The sequence below is a fragment of the Amycolatopsis mediterranei genome (assembly GCF_026017845.1).
In the GTDB taxonomy this organism is placed as follows: domain Bacteria; phylum Actinomycetota; class Actinomycetes; order Mycobacteriales; family Pseudonocardiaceae; genus Amycolatopsis; species Amycolatopsis mediterranei.
Genome location: NZ_CP100416.1, coordinates 5,334,057 through 5,360,638, shown reverse-complemented (window position 1 = coordinate 5,360,638; position 26,582 = coordinate 5,334,057). Strand labels below are relative to the sequence as shown.

Here is a 26,582-nt window from a genome sequence, read left to right as displayed (position 1 = left end):
TCGGTCACCACCCGGACGCGGTGTGGACGACGGCGCCGGTGTCGGCGCGGCCCCACGCCAGCTCGCGCAGCAGGCCGAGGCTGCCCTCCTCCGGGTCGATCAGCGCGATGCCGCGGCGGGCGTAGTCGCGCATCAGCTCGGGCGTCACCATGCCGTCGTGCTCGCCGGTCGGCGCCCACGGTCCCCAGTGGACGGTCACCGCGCGCCCGGCGGGCCACCGCCGGCCCAGCGCCTCGAGGGCGTCGTTGGCGGCGGCGTAGTCGGTCTGGCCGCGGTTGCCGAGGGTGGCGGCGATGCTGCCGAACAGGACCACGAACGCCGGCTCGTCGGGCAGGTCGGCGGTCGCCTCCAGGAGGGTGCGGGCCCCGTCGACCTTGGTGCCGTACACGCGCTCGAACGACTCCGGCGTCTTCTCGGCGACGAGCTTGTCCTCGATCACGCCGGCCGCGTAGACGATGCCGTCGAGGCGGCCGTGCTCGGCGTGGATCTCCTTGACCGCGCGGTGCACGGCTTCGGCGTCGAGCATGTCGACCGACTGGTAGCGCACCGGGCTGCCGAGGGCTTCGAGGCGGGCCAGGGTCTGCCGGACTTCGCGTTCGCTCCGGATCCGGCGGACCGTCCGTTCGATTTCGGCGGGGCGCTTCAGCCCGGCGCTGATGAGCGCGGCGCGGAGGTCCTCGGTGGTCATGGCTTGGGGGTGTTCGTCTTCCGCCGCCGGGACCGGCGTCCGCCCGAGCAGTTCGATCCGGCAGCGGGCGGCGCCGGCGAGGGTCGCGGCGAACCGGGCGGTGATGCCCTTGGCGCCCCCGACGAGCAGGACCACCGAGTCGCGGTCCAGCCCGATCGCGGCGGCTTCGGCGGCGCCGTCGCCTGCGGGGCCTGCACCGCTGCTGCCGAGCGGGCCGAGGTCCTGCTCGGCCATCCGGAAGCCTCTGCGGTGCGGGCCTTCGCGGACGACGACCGGTTCGCGGTCTGTTGTGGACAGTTCTTCGACCAGCGCGGCCGCCTGGACCTCGGGCGTTTCGGCCGGGAACAGCTCGACCACGCGGGTGAGGGTGTCCGGGTATTCGCGGGCGAGGCTGCGGTGGAAGCCGCGCAGGCCCTCGCCGGGTCCGGCGGTCAGCAGCCAGGCGGGCTTCCTCGCGAGAGCGGCCTGGTACTGCGGGAAGGCGGCGGGCAGCACCGGTCCGTCGCCCGGCAGGCGAAGGATCCCGTCGAACCCGGGACGGACCTCGTCGGCGATCTCGGCGGACGCGCCGAGCCCGGTGAGGTGCGCCCGGACGGCCTCGGCGAGCGGGCCGCGGCCCAGAAGCAGGAACTTCCGCCCGGTGACATCGGGGGCTTCGGCGGCAGGGAGGTCGATTTCGGCCATCACCAGGCGTTTCGGCGCAACGATGAGCGGCGCGGGCTCGGCGGGCTCCAAGCGCCCCAATGTGGCCTTGGGTGCGCTCAACGCACCCAATGTGGCCTTCGGTGCGTCCAACGCAACCAAGGCCACATTGGGGCGCTCGCCGTCGATGAGCTCCGCGATCGCCGCGGCCGTCCGGGCTTTGGCCAGCTCCTCGACGTCGCCGCCCGTGTCGAGGTTCAGGCGGGTGGCCAGTTCCCCGGCGATCTCGGCCCGCTTGATCGAGTCGACGCTCAGGTCGGCTTCCAGATCGAGGTCCGGCTCGATCATCTCCACCGGATACCCGGTCCGCTCGCCGATCACCGCCACGACGGTCGCCAGCACCGAGGCCGCTTCCGGCTCCGCAGCGGGACGTTCGTCACCGATCAGCTCGGCGATCGCCGCGGCCGTGCGGGCTTTCGCGAACTCCTCCACGTCTCCACCGGCGAGCCCCAGCCGGGACGCCAGCTCGCCGGCGATTTCGGCCCGCTTGATCGAATCCACGCTCAGGTCGGCTTCCAGATCGAGGTCCGGCTCGATCATCTCCACCGGATACCCCGTCCGCGCCCCGATCACCTCGACCACCGTCTCCAGCACCGAGGCCGTCCTGGGCGCCGCGACCGGAACGACCACGGGCGGCTCGATGACCGGCACCGGGATCGGGGCCGAAACCGGCAGGGGAGCTTCGGTGCCGAGGAAGCCCAGGAGCACGTCACGCTGGGCGGCGATCATCTCGCGGCTCGTGCGCAGGAAGTCCGCGACCATCGCCTCCGACGTCGCCGCCTGCGGGGCCGCGGCCGTCACCCCGAACGAGACCCGCTCCGCCGGGCGGAGGGCGCCGGCCGGGATCGTGCCGTCCGCCGTGCGGAGCAGGTGGCCGTCGACCGTCCACCCGGGACGCTTCGGACGGGGTGCGGCGAACGCGTCGACCGCGTCGCGGCCGCGGAACAGCCAGCCCGTCTCGATGGTCACCCCGGCCACCGCCAGCTGCGCCAGCGCGCCGAGGAAGCCCGGCAGGCCGCGGCGGCCCGGCTGTTCGAAGCCGACCGTCCGGTGCGGCCGGTCGCCGAGGATGGCGGCGACCTGCTTGGCCAGCACGGCCCCGGGCCCGGCCTCGACGAACACCCGCGCCCCGGCCGCGTACATCGCCTCGACCTGCTCCACGAACCGGACCGGCGCACCCAGCTGGGCGGCCAGCTCGCCGCGGATCGCGTCCGGGTCCGCCGGGTACGGCCCGGCCGTCCGGTTGCCGTACACCGGGACCGCGGGCCGCACGACGCCGATCGCGTCCAGGGCCCGGCCGAACGCCTCCCCCGCCGGCGCCACCAGCGAGCTGTGGAACGCACACGCGACCTGGATCCGCTTCGCGCCGAGCCCGGCGGCCCGCAGGTGCCCGACGGCGGCTTCGACGTCGGCGGTGGGCCCGGAGATCACCGTCTGCTTGGGCGAGTTGTGGTTGGCCAGGACGACGGCATCGAGTCCCGCGTCGGCGAGGACCTTCCCGGTTTCCGCGGCCCCCGCCGAGACCGCCGCCATCGCGCCCGGGTCGTCCGCCGGCACCGCGTCGACGATCGCGCCGGCCCGGGCGTGGCTGGCGTGCAGCAGGGCTTCCGGCGTAAGGGCGCCCGCCGCGGCCAGCGCTGTCAGCTCGCCGTAGCTGTGGCCGCCCAGCATCGCGGGCCGCACGCCGGCGCGGCTCAGCAGGCGGAACGCGGCCAGCCCGGCCAGCCCGAGCGCGGGCTGGGCGACGCGCGTATCGGTGACCCGCTCGACGGCGTCCCGCCGCGCCGTCTCCCCGAACACCGCCGGGCCGAAGACGACCTCGGCCGTTGCCGGGTCGAGCCGCAGGTACCGCTGCAGCTCGGGGAAGGTGACGAACAGCTCGGCGAACATGCCCGGCTGCTGGCTGCCCTGCCCGGGGAACAGCACCGCGACCTCGCCCGCCACGGCGTCGTCCGCGCGGAACACACCGCGTGCGTCGTGGCCGGCCAGTGCCTCCCGCAGCAGCCCGGTCAGTTCATCCACAGTGGACGCGACGACGGCGAGCCGTGCCGGACGTCCTTGCGCCCGCTGGGCCGCCGCCAGCGCCAAGTCCCGCAGCCGCCACGGCGACGAGACTTCCGAAGCCATGGCCAGCAGCTCCCGCGCCGCCGACTCCGTCGTGAAGGTGAACAGCTCGGCGGGCCACTCGTCCGCGGCCTGCGCGGGTGGCACGCTGTCGTGCGCGCCGAGCACGACGTGGAAGTTGGTGCCGCCGAAGCCGAAGGCGCTTACCCCGGCGAGCCGCTCGGCCGGCGGCGCGGTCCACGGCTGCGCCGCCGACTGGAAGACGAAGGGGCTCGTCGAAGGGTCCCACGCCGGGTTCGGCGACGTCAGGTGCAGCGTCGGCGGTTTGACGCCGGTGTGCACCGCCAGTGCGGCCTTGATCAGCCCGGCCAGGCCCGCGGCGCACTTGGTGTGCCCGATCTGCGACTTCACCGAGCCGATCGTGCACCCGCCCGGCGCGGCGCCGGCCTCGGTGAACACCTTCGTCAGCGTGCCGAGCTCGGTCCGGTCCCCGACGACGGTGCCGGTGCCGTGCGCCTCGACGAGCCCGACGCGCGCGGGCGAGACGCCGGCGTTGCGGTAGGCGCGGGTCAGCGCGGTGTGCTGGCCCTCGGGCCGGGGCGCGGTCAGGCCGAGCGCGCGGCCGTCGGAAGCCGCGCCGACCCCCTTGATCACGGCGTACACCCGGTCGCCGTCGCGTTCGGCGTCGGCGAGGCGCTTCAGGGCGATGCACGCGACGCCCTCGCCGAGCGCGATGCCGTCGGCCGCGCTGTCGAACGTCGCCGACCGCCCGGTCGGCGAGAGCGCGTGCGCCGAAGCGAACAGGAGGTAGTCGTTGATGCCGTTGTGCAGGTCGGCACCGCCGCAGAGGACGAGGTCGCTGGTGCCCGCGGTCAGTTCCTTGCAGGCGACGTCGACCGCGGTCAGCGAGGACGCGCACGCGGCGTCGACGGTGTAGTTGGCCCCGCCCAGGTCGAGCCGGTTGGCGATCCGCCCGGCGATCACGTTGGCGAGCACGCCCGGGAAGGAGTCTTCGGTGATCTTCGGCAGCCGTTCGTCCAGTTCGGACGGCAGTGCGCCCAGGTAGGACGGCAGCACCGAGCGCAGCGTCATCGCGTTCGACAGGTCGCTGCCGGCTTCGGCGCCGAAGACGACCGACGTCCGCGTCCGGTCGAACGCGCGGTCGGCGTAGCCCGCGTCGGCCAGTGCGCGGTGCGCGGCCTCCAGTGCCAGCAGCTGCACGGGCTCGATGCTGGCCAGCGACGACGGCGGGATGCCGTACTTCAGCGGGTCGAAGCCGATTTCCGGGAGGAACCCGCCCCAGCGCGACGGCGTCCGCTCGCCTTGGCCGTCGGGGTCGTAGTACAGGGCGGTGTCCCAACGCTGCGGGGGCACTTCGGTGACCGCGTCGGCGCCGGCCAGGACGTTCGCCCAGAACGCGGCCAGGTCGGGAGCCTGCGGGAACATGCAGGCCATGCCGACGATCGCGATCTCGAGCGGCTCGGGCGCGGGCGGCTCCGCCTCGGTGACGCCGAACACGGCGGCCCGCGCGCGCAGGAACGCATTCGCCCCTTCGCCCACCGAGTGGTGCAGATCCGCGATCGTGGTGACGGCCGAGCGCAGCACGGCGACCTCGCCCGCCATGAACATGCCTTCGGCCAGCTGACGGTCTTCGGCGACGTCCCGCAGCTCGGCGCCGACGCGTTCGATGCCCTTGCTCGCCAGCCGGAGCCGTCCGACGTTGAGGGTTTCCAGGTGCTCCCAGGCGTCGCGGCTCGGCACGCCGCGCTCGGCGAGGTCCGCCTTGATCGCGGCGTACTCCTCGGTGAACGGGCTGCGCACGCAGCGGGTGGCGTGACCCGGCGCGGTTTCGAGGAGGTCGGTCCGGTCGGCTTCGAGGAGCCGGCGCTGGAACAGCGGGAGCACGGCGCCCGCGTCGACGGCCTCGCGGGTGAAGAGGTAGGCGGTGCCCATCAGCACCCCGATCGCCGCCCCGCGCGCGGCCACCGGCGCGGCGAGGGCGGCCACCATCGCGGCCGAGCGCTCGTCGTGGATGCCCCCGGCGAACAGCAGCTGCAGGTCCGCGGCCGCGGCCGGGGTGGCCGCGAGGAAGTCGGCGAGCACGCCGAGCTGGGCCTCCCACAACGGGAAGCTGGTCCGCGGGCCGACGTGGCCGCCGCACTCGGAGCCTTCGAAGACGAACTTGCGGGCGCCCGCCTCGAGGAACTGCTTCAGCAGTCCCGGCGAGGGCACATGCAGGAACGTGGCGATGCCGGCGTCTTCCAGGGCCACGGCCTGGGCGGGGCGGCCGCCGGCGATGATCGCGTGCGTGGGACGCAGTTCGCGGATGACCGCCAGCTGCGCGGCCTTGACGTCGTCGGCGGCGAAGCCGAGGACACCGACGCCCCAGGGTGCGTCGCCCACCGCCGCGCGGGTCCGTTCCAGCACTTCGCGGGTCTGCTCCGGGCCGGACAGGGCCAGCGCGATGAACGGCAGCGCGCCGCCCGCGGCGACCTCGGCCGCGAAGGCGGGCTGGTCGCTGACCCGGGTCATCGGCCCCTGGACGACCGGCAGCGCCGTGCCGAACGCCCGGCTGCCCGCGCTGCCGGGGCCCAGCACCGCGTCCGGTACGCGCAGGGCCGCGCCGACGGCTTCCGCCAGGCCGCGCACCGCCGCGGTCACGGTGCCCCAGCGGTCCCGGAACCGGGTGGCGAGGAAGACGTCCTGACCCGCTTCGAGGGGCTCGGTGCCCCGCCGGGCCAGCACGCGGACGCCGTCGGCGACGGTCGTTTCCGAGCCGTCGAGGCCGGTGACGGCGGTGGTCAGGGCCGAGGGCAGTTCGGCTTCCGGCAGCAGGGCGAGCTGGGTGTCGACGACGACGCCGGCCGCGCCACCCGCGACGGCGGCCGCGGCGGTGTGCGGTCCGATGCCGCCCGCGGCCCACACCGGGACGCCGAGGCCGTCGTCATCGAGCAGGGCCTGCAGCAGCACAAAGGTGGACAGTTCCCCGATCCGGCCGCCGCATTCGTGCCCGCGGGCGATCAGGCCGTCGGCACCGGCGGCGACCGCCCGGACAGCCGCCGCGCGGGAAGTGACTTCGGCCAGCACCCGCCGGCCCGGGAAGTCCCGCGGCGTGCAGGCGGCGTCTTCGGTCAGCAGCACGGTCGTCACGGCATCGGGCAGGTCCGCCGGCCGCGCCAGCCGGACCCCGAACGCCGGGACACCCCATTCCCCCAGCAGCGCGAGCTCGTCCGCCGCCGCGGCGACCCGGGCCGTCAGGTCGAGCACGCCGAGCCCGCCCCCGCGCGCCGCGGCGGCGACCCCGCGCGCCGACGGCCATCGCAGCGGCGACACGGCGACGACCAGCTCGGCCGGCACGGAGTCGTCTTTCGAGAGACGCATGGGAACTCCCGCTACGCACGAAAGGGTGAAGGGTAACGGGAGTACTTAAGCGGGTTCCTTCCGTGCCGTCAACAACCCGCCGCGATTTCATCGCCGAGGTTCAGAAAATTCGGGATCGACCAGGCAGACGGCGCAAGAATTTAACGTCGCCGTCACGTTCCCGATCCGGCAACCGGGCCGGCGGCGGACCGGTTCCGCGGCGTGGTCCACGCGGCTTGCACCACCGGACGGCGCAAGCCATCCCGCCTGGTGGACGCGGAGCCGTTGCCCGTTCCGGACCACGTCGACCGTAGGGTGCGAAGTTCCCTTCCCGTCTCGCACGCTTATCCCGCCGGTAAAGCTGACGTACGAAGACGTTCGCTTCACCGATCCGAACACGGCACTCTTCGCCGGTGGCCTCGGTGATTTTCGGCGCTTTTCCGGAACGGCGAAAGAATCCACCAGAAGAATAGCCGAAGCAGCCCCGCAGTCCATTGTGGATCGGCCACGCAACGGGGATTCTCGGTGCTCACAAGACCACGAACGGGGACGTCGGTGGCCGATCTTCCACCACCGGACCCACCCGGCGACATTCGGGCGTCCACCAGCCGTACGCCTCCGAGCCCCCGTGATCGAAATTTTCCACCACCGCGTTACAAGCTTTTCCTGAGAAGAAGCTGAAGACATTTCGCGTACTCCGGAGTAGCCTTGGACAGTACGTCTAGACTTGGACTGTTCGTCCAGCCAGGGAGGTGGCGGTGGAGTATTGGTACACCGACGAGCGGTCAGGGGCGCGGTACCCCGGTGATCCGCTGCGCTGGCGTGGTGACGACGGTGCCCCGCTCACCGTCGCCGCCCGGCCCGGCCTGCGCCCGGAGGACGTCGACACCGGCGTCCGCTCGCTCTGGCGCTACCGGGCGGCGCTGCCCGGCGACCTCCGCCCGGTGTCGCTCGGGGAAGGCTGCACCCCGCTCGTCCCGCAGGTGTGGGGCGACGCCGAGGTCCGGTTCAAGCTCGAATGGTTCAGCCCGACCGGCAGCTTCAAGGACCGCGGCACCAGCGTCATGGTCTCCGCGCTGGCCGGCGCCGGGGTGCGCGAGCTGCTGGAGGACAGCTCCGGCAACGGCGGCTCGTCGGTGGCGGCCTACAGCGCCGCGGCTGGGATCGCGGCGACCGTCCTCGCTCCGGCGGGGACGTCGCCGGCGAAGGTGCTGCAGACCCGCGCGTACGGCGCGGCCGTCGAGCTGGTGCCGGGCACCCGCGACGACACGGCCGCCGAAGCCGTCCGCCGCTCGGAGGCCACCACCTACGCCAGCCACAACTGGCACCCGTTCTTCCTGCAGGGCACCAAGACCCTGGCCTACGAGCTGTGGGAGGACCTCGGGTTCCGCGCGCCGGACGCCGTCGTCACGGCGGCCGGCGCCGGCAGCATCGTGCTGGGCTGCGATCTGGGGTTCGGGGAGCTGCTGGCCGCCGGGTCCATCGCGCGGCGCCCGCGCCTGCTCGTCGCCCAGCCGCGGAACTGCTCCCCCGTCGACGCGGCCTGCCACGACCGGGAGCCGCCGGAGTTCGCCCCGACCATCGCCGAGGGGACGGCGATCCGCCGTCCGGTGCGGCTGCCCGAAGTCGTCGCGGCGATCCGGCGCTCGGGCGGGGACACCGCGGCGATCACCGAAGACGCCATCGCCGCGGCGGCCCGCCGCCTGGCGTCCCTCGGCCTCTACGCGGAGCCGACCAGCGCGACCGCCGCGGCGGCGATCGACGTCTTCCGCGCGCGGGGTGCCATCCGGCCCGGCGAGACCACGGTGGTCGTGCTCACCGGCTCGGGCCTGAAGGCGGCTGACAAGCTGAGGGAGCTGATCGGATGACCGAGGACGAGCTGCTGCTGCGCGAGGCGGAGAAGATCGCCCACGCCGTCGGCCGGATGTTCCCGGGTCTGTGCGAGGTGGTGCTGCACGACCTGCGCGACCCGGCCCACGCGGTGCGCGCGATCGAGGGCGGCCTGTCCGGCCGCGCGGTCGGCGACCCGGCGACCGAGCTGGGCCTGGCCCGCATCGCCGACCCGGCGTTCCCGGACGTGCTGCAGAACTACCCCAACCGGTTCCCCGACGGCAGGCCCGCGAAGAGCACGTCGATCGGCATCCGCAACGCGGGCGGCGAGTACGTCGCGGCCCTGTGCCTCAACCTCGACGTCTCCCTCCTCGGCTCGGCGGCCCACGCCCTGGCCCGCCTGGCCGCCACCGACGAGCAGGCCCCGCTCACCGAATCCCTGCGCGCCCGGACGGCCGACGAGCTGCGCGCCCTGGTCGAGGACTACGCCACCGAGCGCGGCCACACCCCGCGCAGCCTTCCGGCGGGCGCGAAGAAGGACTTGGTGCGGTCGCTGAAGGAGCGGGGGTTCCTGGAGCTGAAGAACGCGGTGCCGGCCCTGACCGACCTGCTCGGGATCTCGCGGGCGAGCGTCTACAACTACCTGCGCTGAGTTCAGTACACCGACAGGGTCACCCGGTTGGTGACCCGCTGTGACGGATATGGCGTACAGTGACTCCCGTCACAGACCTGAGGGGGCTCATGCAGGGGGACGACCGGGCGCGCACGGTGGAGTTCTGGCGTGCCGTCGAAACACTCAGCCCGGCCACCGCGCCCAAGCTCGACCGGCGCGGTGGCCCGCGCGCCGACCAGCTCGTGTTCGACCTCGACCCGCGGGAGCAGACGCCGTGGTCAGACGGTCACCCGCTCACGGCACGTCCGCTGCCGGCGACACTGGCGTGGCAGTTCACGGTCTACGGCGGCCTGTACGAACTGACGGCGATCCACGACACGCTGGCGCGGGCGTTCGGCCACGACGCCACCCCTCCGGACGGACGCAGTTCCGGCCAGGCGGCCCTGTTCGCGTTCACGGTGGCCGCCGACGGCTTCCTGGTCGAGGGCTCCGGCGCCCTCTCCGCCTGCGCCTTCGCCCTGGGCCGGCTGAGCCGGGAGGGCCCGGACGCCGACTGGCTCGACGGGTTCGAAGCCGAAGAGCGCGGCTTCGCCGACGGCTTGGACCGGCTCGCACCGCCCTCCCGCGAAACCCGGGGCGGGGCCACGGCGGGCAAGGTCGTGCACGAACTGGGCGAGCACGCGAAGGAGGCAGCGCGCGAAGCGGCCGGAGCCGGGGCCAAGGCGACGGGTGCGGCGGTCACCACGGCCGCGGCCACCGCAGTCACCTCGCTGGCCGGCCCGCTCGTCGGCGGCATCGCCGGAGCGGTGGCCGGAACCTTCGCCGAGAAGCTGCTGACCCCGAAGAAGAAGACGGCGGGGCCGGGGACCGCTGCCCGCACGCCGCGTTTCGAGCTCACCGCGGATGCGCTGCACGAGTTCACCGCGGAGCTGGCCGAGGCACTGGGCATCACCGACGCGCTCGATCCCCGGGGCATCCGCGTCCACTGTTCGAAGGTGCGGGTCCGGGACGCCGCCGACGCCGGTGACAGCACGTTCCTCAACAGCTTCCACGGGGCCGACCTCGCCAGGATCGCCAAGGCCGTGCGTGCCGGCGAAGTAGGCACCGGCCTCCGCGGCTTCCTTTCCGACGCCGGCGCGGTGCCGGTCGGCGACCGGGTCGACGTCCGCACCACACCCCAGGCCGTGCTCGCCGGGGTCGAACCCGCCCGGCTGCCACTCGGCCGCTGGCCCGGCGACCCGGCGCGGCCACTGGTGCTCAGCCAGCAGTTCGCGGTCGACCGGATCATGGTCCAGCTCGGCCCCGCCGACGGGCTGTTCGCCGTCAACGGCCCGCCCGGTACCGGCAAGACCACCTTGCTGCGGGACGTGATCGCCGCCGTCCTGGTACAGCGTGCCCAGGCGCTCGCGGGGCTGTCCGCGCCCGCCGATGCCTTCTCCGACGCGCTCGAGCGGGTCAAGATCTCCGAGCGGTACTCGGCGTCCGTCCGGGCCCTCTCGCCCGCCGTGACCGGCGCGGAGATCCTCGTGGCCACCTCCGGGAACAAGGCGGCCGCGAACGTCACGGCGGAGATTCCCGGCGTCGAGGCGGTCAGCGGCGCCGAAGAGGCCGCGGTCGCCGTCGACTACTTCCGCGGGCCGGCCACGCACGTGCTCGACAAGCCGGCGTGGGGCCTGCTCGCCGCCACGCTGGGCAACCGCAAGAACTGCGGCCAATTCGCCCAGCGCTTCTGGTGGGGCCAGGAACCCGCGAAGCCGGGCGACCCGGGCATCCCGGGCATGCGGCGGATCTTGCGAGCGGCCCGCGACGAGCCCGGCTCGGTGGACGACTGGGCGACGGCGGTCCGGCGTTTCCGCGACGCCGAGGCAACGAGCACGCGCCTGGCCGCCGAACGCGAGCAGGTCGCGCGGGCCCTGATCGATCGCCCCGTCCTGGAAAGCGGCCTGCGCGAGGCCGAAGCGGCCTTGGCGCAGGTACAGCACCAGCAGGCGGCCTTGGGCCAGCGCGTCGCGGAAGCGCGGCGCGGACACGCAGCCGCCGCGGCAGCGCTGCAGCACGCCACGGCGGTCCACCGCGACCACCGCGCGGACAAGCCCGGGTTCTGGGTCTCGCTCTCGACGCTGTTCCGGGCCGGCCGCGCGTGGCACGCGGAACACGATCGGCTCCGCCGTCAGCGTGACCACGCGGCGCAGGTGCTGGACCAGTGGTCGGCTGCGCTGGGCACCCTGGCCGCCGAGGGTTCGGCCCTCGACGCGCGGCTCCGTGAGGCCGCCGTCCGGCTGGATCGGGCCCGGTACGAGCTGGGCAAAGTCACCTCGGTCATCGCCAGCGCGCACAGCCGCTGGCCCGGCCACGTCCCCGATCCCGCGGCATTCGCCGGCGACGACGCCTTCCAGCTGTGCGCGCCCTGGGCCGACCCGGAGTTCACCGCCGCCCGCAACCGGGTCACGCTCGAAGCGCTCCGGCTGCACAAGGCCTTCGTGCTGGGGGCGGGCGCGCCGATGCGCGACAACCTCACCACGGCCGCAGCGGTGCTCGGCGGGAATCCGAAGCTCCGGGACGAAACGCTGCTCGCGGTCTGGCAGACGCTGTTCCTGGTGGTGCCGGTCATTTCGACGACCTTCGCGTCCCTTCCGCGGCTGTTCGGCCGGCTCGGTCCCGAAGCGCTGGGGTGGCTGTTCATCGACGAAGCGGGGCAGGCCACGCCCCAGCAGACGGCCGGCGGTATCTGGCGGGCCCGGCGGTCCGTGCTGGTCGGTGATCCGCAGCAGCTGGAACCGATCGTGACGCTGCCGTCCACCGCGCAGGCAGCCCTGCTCAAGCGCTATCGGGTCGCCGAGGAATGGTTGCCGGACGCGACTTCGGCGCAGCGGGTCGCCGACCGGCTCAACCGGTTCGGAACCGCCCTGCCCGATCCGATCGGTGAGGGATCGACCTGGGTGGGCGCACCGCTTCGCGTACACCGCCGGTGCGACCGGCTGATGTTCGAGATCTCCAACCGCATCGCCTACGGCGGCGAGCTCATGGTCTACGGCACGGCCGAGCGTCCTCCCCACCCCGGCCGTGACGAGTGGATCGACGTCCCGGCGACCCGCTCCGAAGGGAATTGGGTACCGGCCGAAGGACACGAACTCGGGCTGCTGCTCGACGAGCTCGCCGGCCTCGGCATCGAACCCGGCGCCATCCGGGTGGTCAGCCCGTTCGTGAACGTGGTCCGAGGTGCTCAGCGCGTCGTCCGGCAGAAAGCCGGCCGCGGGCCGGCCGCGGTCGAGGTGGGCACGGTCCACACCGTGCAGGGTCAGGAAGCCGACGTGGTCGTGATCGTGCTCGGCAGCGACCCGGCCAAGGACGGCGCGCGCCGGTGGGGCGCGGCCAAGCCCAACCTGCTCAACGTCGCGGTGTCACGGGCGAAGCGCCGGCTCTACGTCATCGGTGACCGGCGCCGCTGGCAGGACCAGCGGTACTTCGACACGCTGGCCGCGGCCCTGCCCGTCCGGAACGGAATGGCCGCCGTCGCCGATCCGGAGAACGGCCGGCGCTGACTCAGAAGATCGACCAGCCGGTCAGCGTCGTGAACCGGTCCAGGGCCGCCACACCGGCCACGGAGTTGCCGCGCGCGTCCAGCCCGGGGCTCCACACGCAGACCGCGCACCGGCCCGGGACGATCGCCAGGACGCCGCCGCCCACGCCGCTCTTGCCCGGGAGGCCGACGCGGTAGGCGAACTCGCCCGCCGCGTCGTACGTGCCGCACGTCAGCATCACCGCGTTGATCCGCTTCGCCGCGCTCAGCCCGAGCAGCCGCGAGCCGTCGTTGCGGACGCCGTGGCGGGCCAGGAACAACGCCGACCGGGCGACGTCGGCGCAGCTCATCGCGATCGAACACTGGCGGACGTACTGGTCCAGCACCGACGGCACCGGGTGGCGCATGTTGCCGTAGGACGCCATGAAGTACGCGAGGGCGCGGTTGCGGTCGGCGTGCCCCGCCTCCGACGCCGCCACCTCGGGATCCACGGCGATCCCCGCACGGCCGCTCTCCTGCCGGAGGAAGGCGAGCAGCGCGTCCACCGCGTCGCCGTGGCGGGCGAGTTCGTCGGTCACCACCAGCGCGCCCGCATTGATGAACGGGTTGCGCGGAATGCCGTCCTCGTGTTCGAGCTGCACCAGCGAATTGAACGGATCACCCGACGGTTCGCGGCCGACCCGCGCCCACACGTCGTCGCCGCGGGAAAGGGTCAGCGCGAGGGTGAACACTTTGGACATGCTCTGCACGGAGAACGGGTGCTCCCAGTCGCCGACGCCGTGCACCGCACCGTCCACTTCGGCCACCGCCATGCCGAACCGCCCCGGCGCCACCCTGGCCAGCGCGGGAATGTAGTCAGCGACGGCGCCGCGGCCGACCTCGGGCGCGACGTCGTCGGCTATCCGGTCCAGCAGCGCCGCGAGGTCCACGGCCGTAGCGTAGAAGGCTCTCCCGGCCGGACGGCACGCGGCCCGGTCAACTCGGAACCGGTCTCCATCGTGATTTCCGGCACACCTTAAGTCTTCCTTAGCCTGCTTGGTGACCCGCCGCACACGGCTCTAGCGTCCGATAACCATGGATTCCTCGCTGCTCACCGAAAACGGTGAAAGCTACTCGAAAGCGCTGGGCAACCGCCAAGTGCAGATGATCGCCATCGGCGGTGCGATCGGCGTCGGGCTGTTCCTCGGCGCCGGCGGCAAGCTCCACCAGGTCGGCCCGTCGCTGATCTTCTCCTACGCGATCTGCGGGGTGGCCGCCTACTTCGTGATGCGCGCGCTCGGCGAACTCGTCCTGCACGAGCCCAGCTCCGGCAGCTTCGTCACCTACGCGCGGAAGTTCATCGGGCCGTGGGCCGGCTTCGCCTCCGGCTGGATGTACTGGCTGAACTGGGCGATGACCGGGATCGCCGAGATCACCGCGGTCGCCATCTACGTCCACAAGTGGCTGCCGGACGTGCCGCAGTGGATCACCGCGCTGATCGCCCTCGGCGTGCTGCTGGCGGTGAACCTGCTGTCGGTCAAGGTGTTCGGCGAGCTGGAGTTCTGGTTCTCGGTGGTCAAGGTGCTGGCCATCGTCGTCTTCCTGGTCACCGGCGCGGGTCTGGTGCTGACGAGCGCCGACATCGGCGGCACGCCCGCCGGCGTGTCCAACCTGACCGGACACAGTGGACTGTTCCCGGCCGGCATCGGCATCGCGCTGATGACGTTGCAGGCGGTCATCTTCGCCTACTCGGCCATCGAGGTCGTCGGCATCGCGGCCGGGGAGACCAAGGACGCGCGCAAGGTGCTGCCGAAGGCGATCAACGGCGTGGTCTGGCGGATCGGCGTGTTCTACGTCGGCTCGGTGCTGCTGCTGGCGATGCTGCTGCCGTGGCCGTTCTACAGCGGCGACGAGAGCCCGTTCGTCACCGTGTTCAGCCGGCTCGGCATCCCGGGCATCGGCGACGTGATGAACGCGGTGGTGCTGACCGCGGCGCTGTCCAGCGTCAACTCCGGCCTCTATTCGACGGGCCGGATCCTGCGCTCGCTGGCCGAAAAGGGCGAAGCACCCTCGTTCGTCAGCCGGATGAGCAGCCGTCAGGTGCCCTACGGCGGCATCCTGTTCACGTCGGTGGCGTACGTGCTGGGTGTGGTGCTGAACTACCTGGTGCCGAAGGAGGCGTTCGACATCGCCATCGCGATCGCGTCCCTCGGCGTGATCAGCACCTGGGCGACGCTGATCTTCTGCCAGCTGCGGCTGCGCCAGGCCGCCTTGCGGGGCGAGCTGGAGCGCCCGTCGTACCGGATGCCGTGGGCGCCCTACAGCGGCTGGGCGACGCTCGCGTTCCTGGTCCTGGTGGTGGTGCTGATGGGCTTCTCCGACGGTGCCGAGAAGATCGCGTTCTCTTCGATCCCGGTGCTCGCGGTGGTCTTGGCGGTGGGCTGGCGCTTCGTGAAGCGCCGCGAACGCACCCCGCTCGGGTAGCGCCCCCGGCCACCTGCATGCAGTGAATGACTCATTCCTGACGTCCGATGCCAGGAATGAGTCATTCACTGCATGCGCGCTGGGGCTGGGCGGGCATACTCGACGGGTGTCTTCGAGCAGCACGGAACCCCGGCGGGTGACGATCCACGACGTCGCCCGCTCGGCCGGGGTCTCCCGGCAGACGGTGTCGCGAGCGCTGAACGACAAGGGCGAGATCGACGGCTCGACCAAGCAGCGCGTCCTCGACGCCGTCCGCGAGCTCGGGTACCGCCCCAGCCGCTTCGCCCGCGGCCTGGTCCGGCCGGACACCACCACGATCGGCCTCGTCGTGCCGGACCTGCTCAACCCCTTCTTCACCGAGGTCGCCTCCGGCGCGCTGGAGGCGGCCCGGGCCCGCGGCTGGCACGTCGTCGTGCACGACACCGCCGACGACCCCGAGCAGGAACTGGCCACGCTCCGGGTGATCGGCACCCAGGTCGACGCGGTCACCGGTTACTTCGGCCGGTCCGACGAGGACCTCGACCGCCTCACCGCCGGGATCCCGGTCGTCCTGATCGGCCGCGAGCCGCACACCCCGCGGTTCAGCGGCATCGGGATCGACGGGGAGGACGGCGTCCGCGAGGCCGTCGCCCACCTCGTCTCGCGCGGGCACCGGCGGATCGGCATGCTCGACGGGAACCCCGCTCCGAGCGTCCGCCGTCAGTGGTTCCTGCGGGCGGCCGCGGAGTGCGGGGTCTCGGTGCACCCGGGCTGGATCACCACCGGCGCCCAGACCGTCGAGGGCGGCGGTGCGGCACTGGCCGCCTTGCTCGCCGCGCATCCCGACGTCACCGCGCTGTTCGCCTTCAACGACGTGATGGCCATCGGCGCGCTGCGCGAGGCCCGCCGGTTCGGCCTGCGCGTGCCCGCCGACCTCGCCGTGATCGGGTTCGACGGGCTCGCCCTTGGCACCCTGGTCGAGCCGGAGCTCTCGAGCGTCGCCATCGACACGCGCGCGGTCGGCGCGCTGGCCGTCGAGCAGGCCGCCCGCCTGGTCACCGGCGCGGTGCCCCTCGAACCCGCCGAGCTGATCGTCCGCGCCCGGCTCCACCTGCGCGAATCCGCCTGATCCCTTGACACCCGGTCCCGCCGCGAAGCACACTTCGGAGCGGTCCGTGAACGTTCACGGGAACGTTCTCGGACAGCATCGCGAGCCCGGCGTGCCCAGCGCGGAAAGGACCTCATGTCGTACCTCGAAGACCCCGGCCCCGGCCGCGGTGCGCTTCCGCCGCGCGCGGCCTTCACCTCCGACGCGCCCACGCTGTCGCTGAACGGCACGTGGCGGTTCCGGCTGTCGCCGAGCCTCGCGGCCGCGCCGGCGGGGATCGAAGCCGGGGAGTTCGACGACTCGGCGTGGGACGAGCTGCCGGTGCCGTCGCTGTGGCAGCTGCACGGCCACGGGCGGCCGGCCTACACGAACGTGCGCTACCCGTTCCCGGTCGACCCGCCGCACGTGCCGTCGGACAACCCGACCGGCGACCACCGGCTGCGGTTCGACCTGCCCGCCGGCTGGCCCGCCGGGTCCGCGGTGCTGCGCTTCGACGGCATCGACTCGTGCGGCCGGATCTGGCTCAACGGCACCGAACTCGGCGTCACTCAGGGCAGCAGGCTGCCGTCGGAGTTCGAGGTCGGGCCGCTGCTGCGGCCGGCCGGGAACGTCCTCGTGGTGCGGGTGCACCAGTGGTCGGCGGGCAGCTACCTCGAAGACCAGGACATGTGGTGGCTGTCCGGCATCTTCCGCGCCGTCACCCTCCTCGCCCGCCCGGACGGCGGCATCGGCGACTACTGGGTGCGCGCCGATTACGACCACACCACCGGCCTCGGCACGGTCCGGGTCGAAACCGGCCCGGACGTCGTGCTGGACATTCCCGAGCTGGGCGTCTCCGCGCACCCGGCCGGGGAGGCGCTGGAGCTGCCGGTCGAGCCGTGGAGCGCCGAGACCCCGCGGCTGTACGAAGGCACGCTGGCCACCGCGGCCGAGCGGGTGCCGGTGCGGATCGGGTTCCGGACGGTGCACATCGAGGACGGCCGGCTCAAGGTCAACGGCCGTCCGCTGATGCTGCGCGGGGTGAACCGCCACGAGCACGACCCGCGCACCGGGCGCGTGGTGTCGCCGGAGACGGCACTGGCCGACGTGCTGCTGATGAAGCGGCACAACGTCAACGCGGTCCGGACCAGCCACTACCCGCCCGACCCGGCGTTCCTCGAGCTCTGCGACACCCACGGCCTGTGGGTGATCGACGAGTGCGACCTGGAGACGCACGGCTTCGAGCCGCTGGGCTGGGCCGGCAACCCCAGCGGCGACCCGATCTGGGCCGAGGCGTACCTCGACCGGATGCGGCGCACGGTGGAGCGGGACAAGAACCGGCCCAGCGTGATCCTCTGGTCGCTGGGCAACGAAAGCCACACCGGCGAGAACCTGGCGCGGATGGCCGAGTGGGTGCGCCACCGCGACCCGACGCGGCCGGTGCACTACGAAGGCGACCACGAGTGCGCGTACGTCGACGTGCACAGCCGGATGTACGCCACGCACGAGGACGTCGAGCGGATCGGCCGCCGGGAAGACGCCAACGAGCGCCGGCGGGACCTGCCGTTCCTGCAGTGCGAATACGGGCACGCGATGGGCAACGGCCCGGGCGGCCTGCTCGAGTACCGCGAGCTGTTCGAGCGGTACCCGAACTGCCAGGGCGGGTTCCTCTGGGAGTGGATCGACCACGGGCTCGCCGCCGAGGGGCACTTCGCCTACGGCGGCGACTTCGGCGAACCGATCCACGACGGCAACTTCGTCATCGACGGCCTGCTCTTCCCCGACCGGACGCCGTCACCGGGGCTGGTCGAGTTCGCGAAGGTCATCGAGCCGGTCCGGATCGACGCGGACGCAACCGGGATCCGGGTCAGCAACCACTACGACTTCGTCAGCACCGGGCACCTCACGTTCACCTGGGTGCTGGAGGAGGAAGGAACCGCGGTCGCCCACGGCGTCCTCGACGTGCCTGCTGTCCATTCCGGACAGAGCACTTCGGTCCCGCTGCCCGGGCTGCCCGCGACGAGAGGTGAGTCGTGGTTGACCGTGTCGGCGTCGCTGACCGCGGCGACGGCGTGGGCGCCGGCCGGGCACGTCGTCGGCTGGGGACAGCTCGCGGTGTCGGCGGCCCCCGCCGCGGCGCCGCTCCCTTCGCGCGGGCCGGTGTTCCGCACCGGCGGACGGCTGGTGCTGGGCGTCGGCGAGTTCGACCCGGTGACGGGCAGGTTGGCGACCCTCGGCGGGCACATCGTCCACGGGCCGCGGCTCGACGTGTGGCGCGCGACGACCGACAACGACCGCGGCACGTTCGCCGGGCGGCCGGCCGCCGACCAGTGGCGCGAGGCCGGGCTGCACCGGATGCAGCACCGCGTGATCACGGTCGACGCCGACGGCGAGGAGCTGGTGGTGCGCACCCGGGTCGCCCCGCCGGCCCAGCCGTTCGGGCTGTTCGCCGACTACACGTGGACGGCGTTCGGCGACCGCCTGCGGCTGCGCGTCGAGGTGACCCCGGACGGCGAGTTCCCCGGCACCCTCCCCCGGCTCGGGCTGGCGATGGCGATCCCGGGCGCGCTCGGCTCGGCGGAGTGGTTCGGCGGCGGCCCGGGCGAGGCGTACCCGGACAGCCGCCAGGCGGCGCGGATCGGCCGGTTTTCCAGCAGCGTCGACGGCCTGCAGACGCCGTACGTGTTCCCGCAGGAGAACGGCAACCGCACGGCGGTCCGCTGGGCGCGGCTGACGGCCCCGGACGGCACGGGCATCCGGGTGGACGGCGAACCGGTCTTCGACTTCACGGCCCGCCGCTGGACCGCGGCGGCGCTGGAGGAGGCCCGGCACACCGACGACTTGGTGCCGGGTGAGCTGGTGCACCTGACGCTGGACGTGGCCCAGCACGGCCTCGGGACGGCGTCGTGCGGGCCGGGGGTGCTGCCGCGGTACCGGCTGGTGGCGCAGAAGACCGAGTTCACGTTGTGGTTCCGCCCGGCGGCCTAGCGGCCCGTCTCAAAAATTCTCATAAGTCGTCTCATTAATCGGCGACCGGCAGGTGGCGGTAGATCGTCGCCCGGGAGACCCCGAGCGCGGTCGCGATGTCGGCGGGAGCGCGCCCGGCGTCGTAGAGGCGCCGGGCGGCCTCGATCACTTCGGGTTTCATGGCGGGCGGCCGGCCGCGGCGGCTCTTGCGTGCGGCTGGGGTGATTCCGGCCGCGGCCGGCGCGCCGAGGTGGGAGTTTCGCTCTGCGGCCACACCGGACTCGCGCCCCTCCGGCGGTTCGCTGTCGTCCACTGCCGAGGCGGTCCGGATCGTGCTCGCTCCCGGCTCGCCGCGACCACTCCCCTCCCCTCCCGCCGCCGTGAACAGCCGGTCCACGCCGTCCAGGATGGCCGCACGCAGTTCGGCCTGCGAAGCCTCCGCGAAGAGGACCACCGGGTCGCTCAACATGGCGATCGCCTGTGCCGCGCGGACCCGGTCCGCGAAGTCCGCGTCCGGCCCCGCGACCAGGCCGTTCGCCCGGAGCATGCCGTCGCGGAAGCGCTCGAACACCACCTCCGAGGCGGTCAGGCCGAGGTCGCGCAGGTTCATCCGCAGCAGGTACCGATGGGTCAGCCAGACCTCCAGCAGCCCCTCGACGGCCGCCCGGCGGGTGTCGGACGCCTCCGCCGCCTGCGCCAGCGCGGCCTCGAAGTCGGCCAGCATCGGCTCGGCCAGCGCCGTGACGATGTCCGCCTTGCCCGGAAAGTGGTAGAGCACCGCGGTCTTCGTCACGCCGACCCGCTCGGCCAGCTCCCGCACCGACGTCTCGTGGAAACCGCGCGCCGAAAACTCCTCCAGCGCCGCGCGCAGGATCTTCGCCCGGGTGTCGTCCGTCATCGGCCCAGCCTAGTCCCTTGCCTGACCGATGGACAGGAGAGTACGGTCGTGACTGACCGATGGTCAGGACCGAGATGGGGGCACACCATGACCGAACCGACCGTGCTGATTTCCGGGGCCGGCGTCGCCGGGCCGACCCTGGCGTACTGGCTGGCCCGCGCCGGCTACCGCCCCACCGTGGTGGAACGCGCCGCCGGCCTGCGCTCGAGCGGGAGCCCGGTGGACGTCCGCGGGCCGGCCTCGCGCGTCGCTGACCGGATGGGCATCACCGCGAAGCTGCGCGAAGCGAGCACGAGCGCGACAGCGCTGAACTTCGTCGACGACGCGGGGCGGCGAACCGGCCGGATCCCGATGCGGCTGCTCGGCACGGACGGCGACATCGAACTCCCCCGCACCGACCTCGCCGCGATCCTCCACGACGCGGCGCGCGAACACGCCGAGTTCGTCTTCCACGATTCGATCACCGAACTGCACGAAGACGCGGGCGGCGTCGACGTCACGTTCGAACGCGGCACCCCGCGGCGCTTCGACCTGGTGATCGGCGCCGACGGCCTGCACTCGGCGGTCCGCCGGCTGGCGTTCGGCCCGGAGCAGGCGTTCGTGGAGCACGTGGGTGTCTACATCGCAACGCTGCCACTGGCCGGGCCGCCGTCCGCCGCGACCGCGATCGAGATGTACAACTCGCCCGGCCGGGCGGTGGCGATCCACCCGTCCCGCGGCCACGGCATCGCGGCGTTCATGTTCCGCGGCGACGCCGTGCCCGGGTTCGACCACCGGGACACGGCGCTGCACCGGCGCATGCTCGCGCAGGCCTACGAGGGCGCGGGCTGGCGGGTCCCGGAGCTGCTGGAGCAGGTGCGCACGGCGGACGACCTGTACTTCGACTCGGTGAGCCGCGTCCGGATGGACCGCTGGAGCACGGGCCGGATCGCACTGGCGGGTGACGCGGCCTCGTGCGTGTCCCTGTTCGGCGACGGCTCGACGCTGGCCATGGCGGGCGCACACACGCTGGCGGAAGAACTCGGCCGGACCCCGGAAGACCCGGCGGCGGCGTTCCGGCGGTACGAGACGGCGCACCGGAAGCTGGTGGAGCCGAAGCAGCGGGCGGTGTCGACGGCGGCAGCGATGGTGATCCCGGCGACCCGCGGCGGCCTGGTGGCCCGCAACTTCGGCACCCGCCTGCTGCCGATCGTCTCGGCGGTCCGCCGGCTGGTTCCCGCCCGGGCGGCATGAGCGTCGGATCGGTGCGGTACGGCGGGCCGCGACGTCAGCTCCGCAACATCGGCGGGTACAGCACTTCCGCCGCACCCCGCCGGTAGAGCCGGGCCGGGCGGCCGCCGTCGCGGGTGGTCGTCCGGCCCGTCGGCTCCAGCAGGCCGTCCGTGCCCGTCACCTTGCGGTGGAAGTTGCGGGGGTCGAGCCGGGTGTCCCAGACCAGTTCGTACACCCGGCGCAGCTCCGCGACCGTGAACTCCGGCGCGCAGAACGCCGTCGCCAGCGGGGAATACTCCAGTTTCGCGCGGGCGCGCTCGACGCCGTCGGCCAGGATGCGGTCGTGGTCGAACGCCAGGCGCTCGGCCCGCAGTGTGCGCACCGGTGCCCAGCGGGCCTCCGCCGCGTCCGTGCCCGCGCGCGGGACCGGCAGGTCCGGCGCCAGCGCCAGGTACGCCACCGTCACCACCCGCATCCGCGGGTCGCGATCCGGGGCGCCGTAGCCCGCCAGCTGTTCGATGTGGACGGTCCCCGGCGCCAGCCCCGTCTCCTCCGCCAGCTCGCGCCGCGCCGCGTCCGCCAGGTCCTCGTCCGCCCGGACGAACCCGCCCGGCAGCGCCCACTCGCCGAGGTACGGCTCCACTCCCCGGCGCACCAGCAGCGCGCACAGCTCGTCCCCGGTCAAGGTGAGCACGACGAGGTCCACGGTGACGGCGAACGGTGGGTGACCCATGCCACCCACCCTAATCGTCAGCTTGACGATTAGCGAGCCGACCCCATATCGTCACCACGACGATAAGAGGAGGGCTCCATGGCCGACATCAACCGCAGGTTCGGGTTCCGGCACCTGCGCGGTGCGCCCACCGTGCACATCCGCCACTACCGCCGCGGCAAGCTCGCGCACGACGGCCTCGGGCTGTCGTTCTGGTACCGGCCGCTGACGGCCGTCGTCTCGGAAGTCCCGGTCGACGACCGCGAACTGCCGCTGCTGTTCCACGCCCGCACGGCCGACTACCAGGACGTCACCGTCCAGCTCGCCCTCACCTTCCGGATCGAGGACCCGGCGCTGGCCGCGCAGCGCATCGACTTCTCCATCGACCCGGACACCGGCCGCTGGCGAAGCGACCCCCTGGCCCAGATCAGCGGGCTGCTGACGGAAAACGTCCAGCAGTACGCGGTCGAGGTGCTGACCCGCACCCCGCTCGAACAAGCCCTCGTCGACGGCGTCCGCGCGGTCCGCGACCGGATCCGCGCGGGCCTGGCCGAAGAGGACACGCGGCTCGCGCAGACCGGTTCGGCGGTGATCGACGTCCGGGTCGTCGCGATCCGGGCCGAGCCGGAGGTCGAGAAGGCGCTCCAGACGACCGCGCGGGAGAAGGTGCAGCAGGAGGCCGACCGCGCGACCTTCCAGCGGCGCGCGCTCGCCGTCGAACGTGAACGCGCGATCAGCGAAAACGAGCTGCAGAGCCAGATCGAGCTGGCCCGCCGGGAGGAGCAGCTGCTCGCCCAGCGCGGCGCGAACGCCCGGCGCCAGGCCGAAGAAGCCGCGGCGGCGAACCGGATCGAGACGGAGGCGCGGGCTTCGCGCGAGCAGCGGCTCACGCAGGTGCAGGCCGAAGGGAAGCGAGCGCTCGGCGAGGCGGAAGCGGCCGGTGAAGCAGCCCGGCTGGCGGCGTACCGCGACCTGCCCGAGGGCGTGCTGACCGGGCTGGCGCTGAAGGAGCTCGCGGGGAACCTGCCGCAGATCGACAGCCTCGTGCTCACCCCGGACCTGCTCACGCCGCTGCTGACGAAGCTGGGTGTGCGCTCGTGAGCCTCGCCCCGCGGGTCGTGCTCGTCCACCGCCGCACCGAGCTGGCCGAGCTCGTCGCCCGCCACGGCACCCGCGGCCAGGCCGAGTTCTTCCTGCGCACCCGCGGCCGCGACCTCGCCGAGGTCACCGCAGCGGACGCGGCCGTGCGCGCCGCCCTCACCGCGGCCAGTGCCGCCATCCCGCTGGACTGGCGCCGCGGCGAGGTCGAACGCGCGGACCTCGACCGGTTCCTGTTCACCCCGGAGGACGTCGTCGTGGTGGTCGGGCAGGACGGCCTGGTCGCCAACGTGGCCAAGTACCTCGACGGCCAGCCGGTGATCGGCGTGGCGCCCGGCGAGCCGGGTGTCCTGGTCAAGCACCCGGTCGAGGCGTTCGCGGACCTGGTGCGGTCCGCGAACGACGTCGAGCACCGGACGATGGCCGAGCTCACCGCGGACGACGGCCAGCGGCTGCTCGCCCTCAACGAGATCTACCTCGGGCACGCCGGGCACCAGACGGCCCGCTACCGGCTGGGGGTCGGTGGCGGGCGGGCGGAACGCCAGGCGTCGTCGGGAATCCTGGTCGGGACGGGCACCGGGGCCACCGGCTGGTGCGGCTCGGTGTGGCGGGAACGCCGCAGCGGGCTGCCCCTGCCGTCCCCCGGCGAGGCCCGGCTGGTCTGGTTCGTGCGGGAGGCGTGGCCGTCGCCGTCGACCGGGACCACCTGCACCGAGGGCGACCTGACGCAGGCGCCGCTGACGGTCGAGGTCGAATCCGACCGCCTGGTCGCGTTCGGCGACGGGCTCGAGGCCGACACGGTCGCCCTCACCCGCGGCCAGACGGCGACCTTCGCCCCGGCGGCGAAGACCGTCCGCCTGGTGCGGTGACGGAACGCGTGCTTGAACGGACGACACGCGTGATTGGAGGGACGACACGCCGAGAGGGCGTGTCAGGTGCCGTAGCGGGCCTTGACGATCGAGGGCGTGTCGAGGTTGTGGCCCGCGTCCATGCTCTGCGCCAGCCGCAGGTACTGGCCCTCGGCCCACATCAGCGGGCCCGCGCTGCCGGTCGGCCGGCCGAGGCCGAAGCAGCCGACGTCCGCGCGGTCCCAGACCTGCTCGGGCACGAAGTAGCCTTCGTTGGCCGAGTCCGCCATGGACTTGAGGTAGACCGCGGCGGAGCGGCCGTTGGCGAGCTCGTACTGCCCGCGCTCCCCCGACAGCACCGGCCACAGCCGGCCGAACCGCTGGGCACCGCCGGCCGGCCAGCCGCTGCAGTTCGCGGTGCTCTCGCCGTAGTTGTCGTGCGGGTACCGGTGGAAGTAGACGTCGCCGTTCGGCAGCGTCACCTGCAGCGCCGAGTTGCCGTCCGACGCCGCGGCCGTCGGCGCCACCGAGTTGGCGATCGTCGCGTCCCCGGCCGGGCGGATGCCGAGCCGCACCAGGTCGAGGAAGCCGAAGTCGGTCACGTCGTGTTCGTAGAAGCAGCCTTCGTCGAAGCAGATCGTCGCGGTGTCGTTCGGGTTGCCGGCGCGGTCGAGGCGCTCGTAGTAGGTGTGGCCGCCCCAGTAGCCGGACGTCGTGACGGTCCAGCCGGCCAGGGAGTTCCGCCACGAGTCCGCCGTGGACTCCCACGACGACGCGCTCGCCGTGTCGCCGTTCGCCCGCGCGATGGCCCCCGCCGCGATCAGCCCGGCGATCTCCGCGGCCACCGAAGACGGCGACTTGCCGTACTGCTCCTCCCACCGCTCGGTGGTGTCCGGGCCGGTGGCGACGATGTGGTTCGCCGTCGTCTTGACCTTGGCGTAGGTCGAGGCGTCGGTGAGGCCGGTCAGCCAGGCCAGCAGGATCGCGTCGGCGTCCTGGTCGAGCTGTTCGCAGCAGCCGAGCTGCTGGGCGCTCGCCCCGGCGACGCCGGACACCGGGCTGTAGCGCGGGAAGGACCCCGCCGGGTACGTCATGCCGTCGCCGGCCGTGGGGCTGCCGATCCACTGCGCGTTCCAGAGGAACTGGGCCATCCGCTTGGCCTGCGCGCTGTCGCCCGCGGCCAGGAGCCCGGTGGCCTGCTGGTAGAGGTCGCGGCCCCAGACGCGGTGGTAGCCGTCGTTGAGCTGGTCACCGTTCGTGAAGTTGCCCCAGGGGGTGGCGAGGCCTGCGACGCTCGCGCCGGGGTGCTGTTTGTCTTCGGCGGTCTTCAGCGCCATGGCCGCGACGTAGTAGGCGCGACGCCGCTGCGTGTCTCCGGAAACGCTGGCCGGAGCGGGTTTGAGGGAGTTCACGTACGCGTTCCAGCCGCTGCGGTAGGAACTTGCCACCGCGGTGAACCCGCTGCTCAGCGAGCCGCTTGCGGCGGACGTCGCCGCTGCCGTCGTGTCGCCGTAGCCTTGCGCGACGGTGAAGGTCGTGTCGGTGCCCACCGGGATCTGTCCACACTGGACGACGTTGCCGGTGCCGGAGACGGCGTCGAACTGGTTGGTCAAGGTCTTGTCGGCGCGCAAGTCGACCAGGCAGTCGCTGGCCGCGCCGCTGTAGCCGTTGTCGTGTGCGGTGAAGCCGGTCGAGACGCGCAGCGCGGAGACGACCGTCGTGGCCGTGCCGCCGAACAGCGTTTCGGTTCCGCTCGCCATCAGGGCTCCGGTCGAGTCCCACCAGGCGTTGTCGTTCGCGCCGCCGCCCGCCATCGACGGGTTGGCCAGCAGGTAGAGCCGGTAGCTGCCGCCGTCGAGCGACTGGAAGCGGGTGTTCGTGACCAGTGTGGCGCGGGCCGGGTCGGTGACGTAGTCGGTGGTGATCCGGTATTTGCCGCTCTTGGCCGTGTTCGTGATCGTGTACTGGAGTGCCTTCTCGTCGGGCACGGTCACCACGTGGTTCGTGGCGTCGCGCTCCAGGTCGACGAACGTCGAGCCGTCGGTGACGATGAACTGGCGGTCCTGGGAGTTGGGGATGTCGGCTCGGGGGTAGAAGACCTCGGATGTGATGCCGTCGGCGACGGTGAACCAGACTGGGCTGGTCGTGGTGGTGGCGGTGCCGAGGGCGGACTTGTTGCCGGTTGCCCAGGAGGCTCCGCCTCCGCAGCAGTCGGTTGCGGTGCCGGTGGCCAGGGCCGTGGCGGGGAGGGCTGCGGCTAGGAGGATTGCTGTTCCGGTGCAGGCCAGGAGTGCTTTCCAGCTGATCATCGGGCCCCTTTGACGGCTTTGTCGGGGTGGATATGTTGTGGGCGGCAACATATTGGGCGTGTTTGGGGTTCGGGGCAATGTCTGATCGGACTGGATCGATTCTGTTGGGAGGTTCGCGGCCGCCGTTGCCGCTCTCCGCAACCCCCGCCGTGCCGTGCCGCTCTCCGCAACCCCGCCTTGCCGCTCTCCGCAACCCCGCCTTGCCGCTCTCCGCAACCCCGCCTTGCCGCTC

The 26,582-nt window shown here is 72.9% G+C and carries 14 protein-coding genes; 9 read left to right on the top strand and 5 right to left on the bottom strand.

Translation table 11 applies throughout. The features are described 5' to 3' along the window. Positions 1-4: 4 nt before the first annotated feature. On the bottom strand, positions 5-6,835 hold the full coding sequence (locus ISP_RS24040; RefSeq protein WP_013226443.1) for a type I polyketide synthase: 6,831 nt from the start codon (positions 6,833-6,835) through the stop codon (positions 5-7). A 737-nt stretch (positions 6,836-7,572) separates the two neighbouring features. Between ISP_RS24040 and ISP_RS24035 the strand changes: the two genes are divergently transcribed. The 3 genes from ISP_RS24035 to ISP_RS24025 all read left to right on the top strand — a co-directional run bounded on the left by ISP_RS24035 (position 7,573) and on the right by ISP_RS24025 (position 12,799). Then, a complete protein-coding gene (locus ISP_RS24035; RefSeq protein WP_013226442.1) occupies positions 7,573-8,682 on the top strand; it encodes a threonine synthase in 1,110 nt (369 codons plus the stop codon). After that, the gene (locus tag ISP_RS24030) at positions 8,679-9,296 is read left to right on the top strand and encodes a helix-turn-helix transcriptional regulator (RefSeq protein WP_013226441.1); all 618 of its coding nucleotides are present in this window, start codon (positions 8,679-8,681) and stop codon (positions 9,294-9,296) included. The genes ISP_RS24035 and ISP_RS24030 overlap by 4 nt, the downstream gene beginning before the upstream one ends. An 89-nt stretch (positions 9,297-9,385) precedes the next feature. Next, a complete protein-coding gene (locus ISP_RS24025) occupies positions 9,386-12,799 on the top strand; it encodes a DEAD/DEAH box helicase (protein WP_013226440.1) in 3,414 nt (1,137 codons plus the stop codon). 1 nt (position 12,800) lies between these two features. Here the strand turns inward: ISP_RS24025 and ISP_RS24020 are convergent, their stop codons facing one another. Continuing rightward, positions 12,801-13,706, bottom strand: coding sequence for a glutaminase (locus ISP_RS24020; RefSeq protein ID WP_013226439.1), 906 nt, complete (start codon positions 13,704-13,706; stop codon positions 12,801-12,803). A 145-nt stretch (positions 13,707-13,851) separates the two neighbouring features. Between ISP_RS24020 and ISP_RS24015 the strand changes: the two genes are divergently transcribed. From ISP_RS24015 to ISP_RS24005, 3 genes are all read left to right on the top strand, one after another. Beyond that, positions 13,852-15,240, top strand: a complete 1,389-nt coding sequence (locus ISP_RS24015) for an amino acid permease (RefSeq protein ID WP_013226438.1) — start codon at positions 13,852-13,854, stop codon at positions 15,238-15,240. A 136-nt stretch (positions 15,241-15,376) separates the two neighbouring features. Next, positions 15,377-16,348: a LacI family DNA-binding transcriptional regulator gene (locus ISP_RS24010; RefSeq protein ID WP_013226437.1), complete on the top strand. Its 972-nt coding sequence runs from the start codon at positions 15,377-15,379 to the stop codon at positions 16,346-16,348. A gap of 114 nt (positions 16,349-16,462) precedes the next feature. After that, positions 16,463-19,294, top strand: coding sequence for a glycoside hydrolase family 2 TIM barrel-domain containing protein (locus ISP_RS24005; protein WP_013226436.1), 2,832 nt, complete (start codon positions 16,463-16,465; stop codon positions 19,292-19,294). 34 nt (positions 19,295-19,328) lie between these two features. Here the strand turns inward: ISP_RS24005 and ISP_RS24000 are convergent, their stop codons facing one another. Next, the gene (locus tag ISP_RS24000) at positions 19,329-20,171 is read right to left on the bottom strand and encodes a TetR family transcriptional regulator (protein ID WP_037374425.1); all 843 of its coding nucleotides are present in this window, start codon (positions 20,169-20,171) and stop codon (positions 19,329-19,331) included. A gap of 87 nt (positions 20,172-20,258) precedes the next feature. On the opposite strand from ISP_RS24000, the gene ISP_RS23995 reads away from it, so the two are divergent. After that, positions 20,259-21,404 carry an FAD-dependent monooxygenase gene (locus ISP_RS23995; protein ID WP_013226434.1) on the top strand — a complete coding sequence of 382 codons (1,146 nt, stop codon included), beginning with the start codon at positions 20,259-20,261 and terminating at the stop codon, positions 21,402-21,404. 34 nt (positions 21,405-21,438) lie between these two features. Here the strand turns inward: ISP_RS23995 and ISP_RS23990 are convergent, their stop codons facing one another. Beyond that, the gene (locus ISP_RS23990; protein WP_013226433.1) at positions 21,439-22,116 is read right to left on the bottom strand and encodes an NUDIX hydrolase; all 678 of its coding nucleotides are present in this window, start codon (positions 22,114-22,116) and stop codon (positions 21,439-21,441) included. Between the two features lie 78 nt (positions 22,117-22,194). On the opposite strand from ISP_RS23990, the gene ISP_RS23985 reads away from it, so the two are divergent. Then, positions 22,195-23,196, top strand: coding sequence for an SPFH domain-containing protein (locus ISP_RS23985; protein WP_013226432.1), 1,002 nt, complete (start codon positions 22,195-22,197; stop codon positions 23,194-23,196). Continuing rightward, positions 23,193-24,062 carry an NAD(+)/NADH kinase gene (locus tag ISP_RS23980; protein ID WP_013226431.1) on the top strand — a complete coding sequence of 290 codons (870 nt, stop codon included), beginning with the start codon at positions 23,193-23,195 and terminating at the stop codon, positions 24,060-24,062. Before ISP_RS23985 ends, ISP_RS23980 begins: the two co-directional genes overlap by 4 nt. A 62-nt stretch (positions 24,063-24,124) precedes the next feature. Here the strand turns inward: ISP_RS23980 and ISP_RS23975 are convergent, their stop codons facing one another. Beyond that, positions 24,125-26,350: a glycoside hydrolase family 15 protein gene (locus ISP_RS23975; protein ID WP_013226430.1), complete on the bottom strand. Its 2,226-nt coding sequence runs from the start codon at positions 26,348-26,350 to the stop codon at positions 24,125-24,127. Positions 26,351-26,582 lie beyond the last annotated feature (232 nt).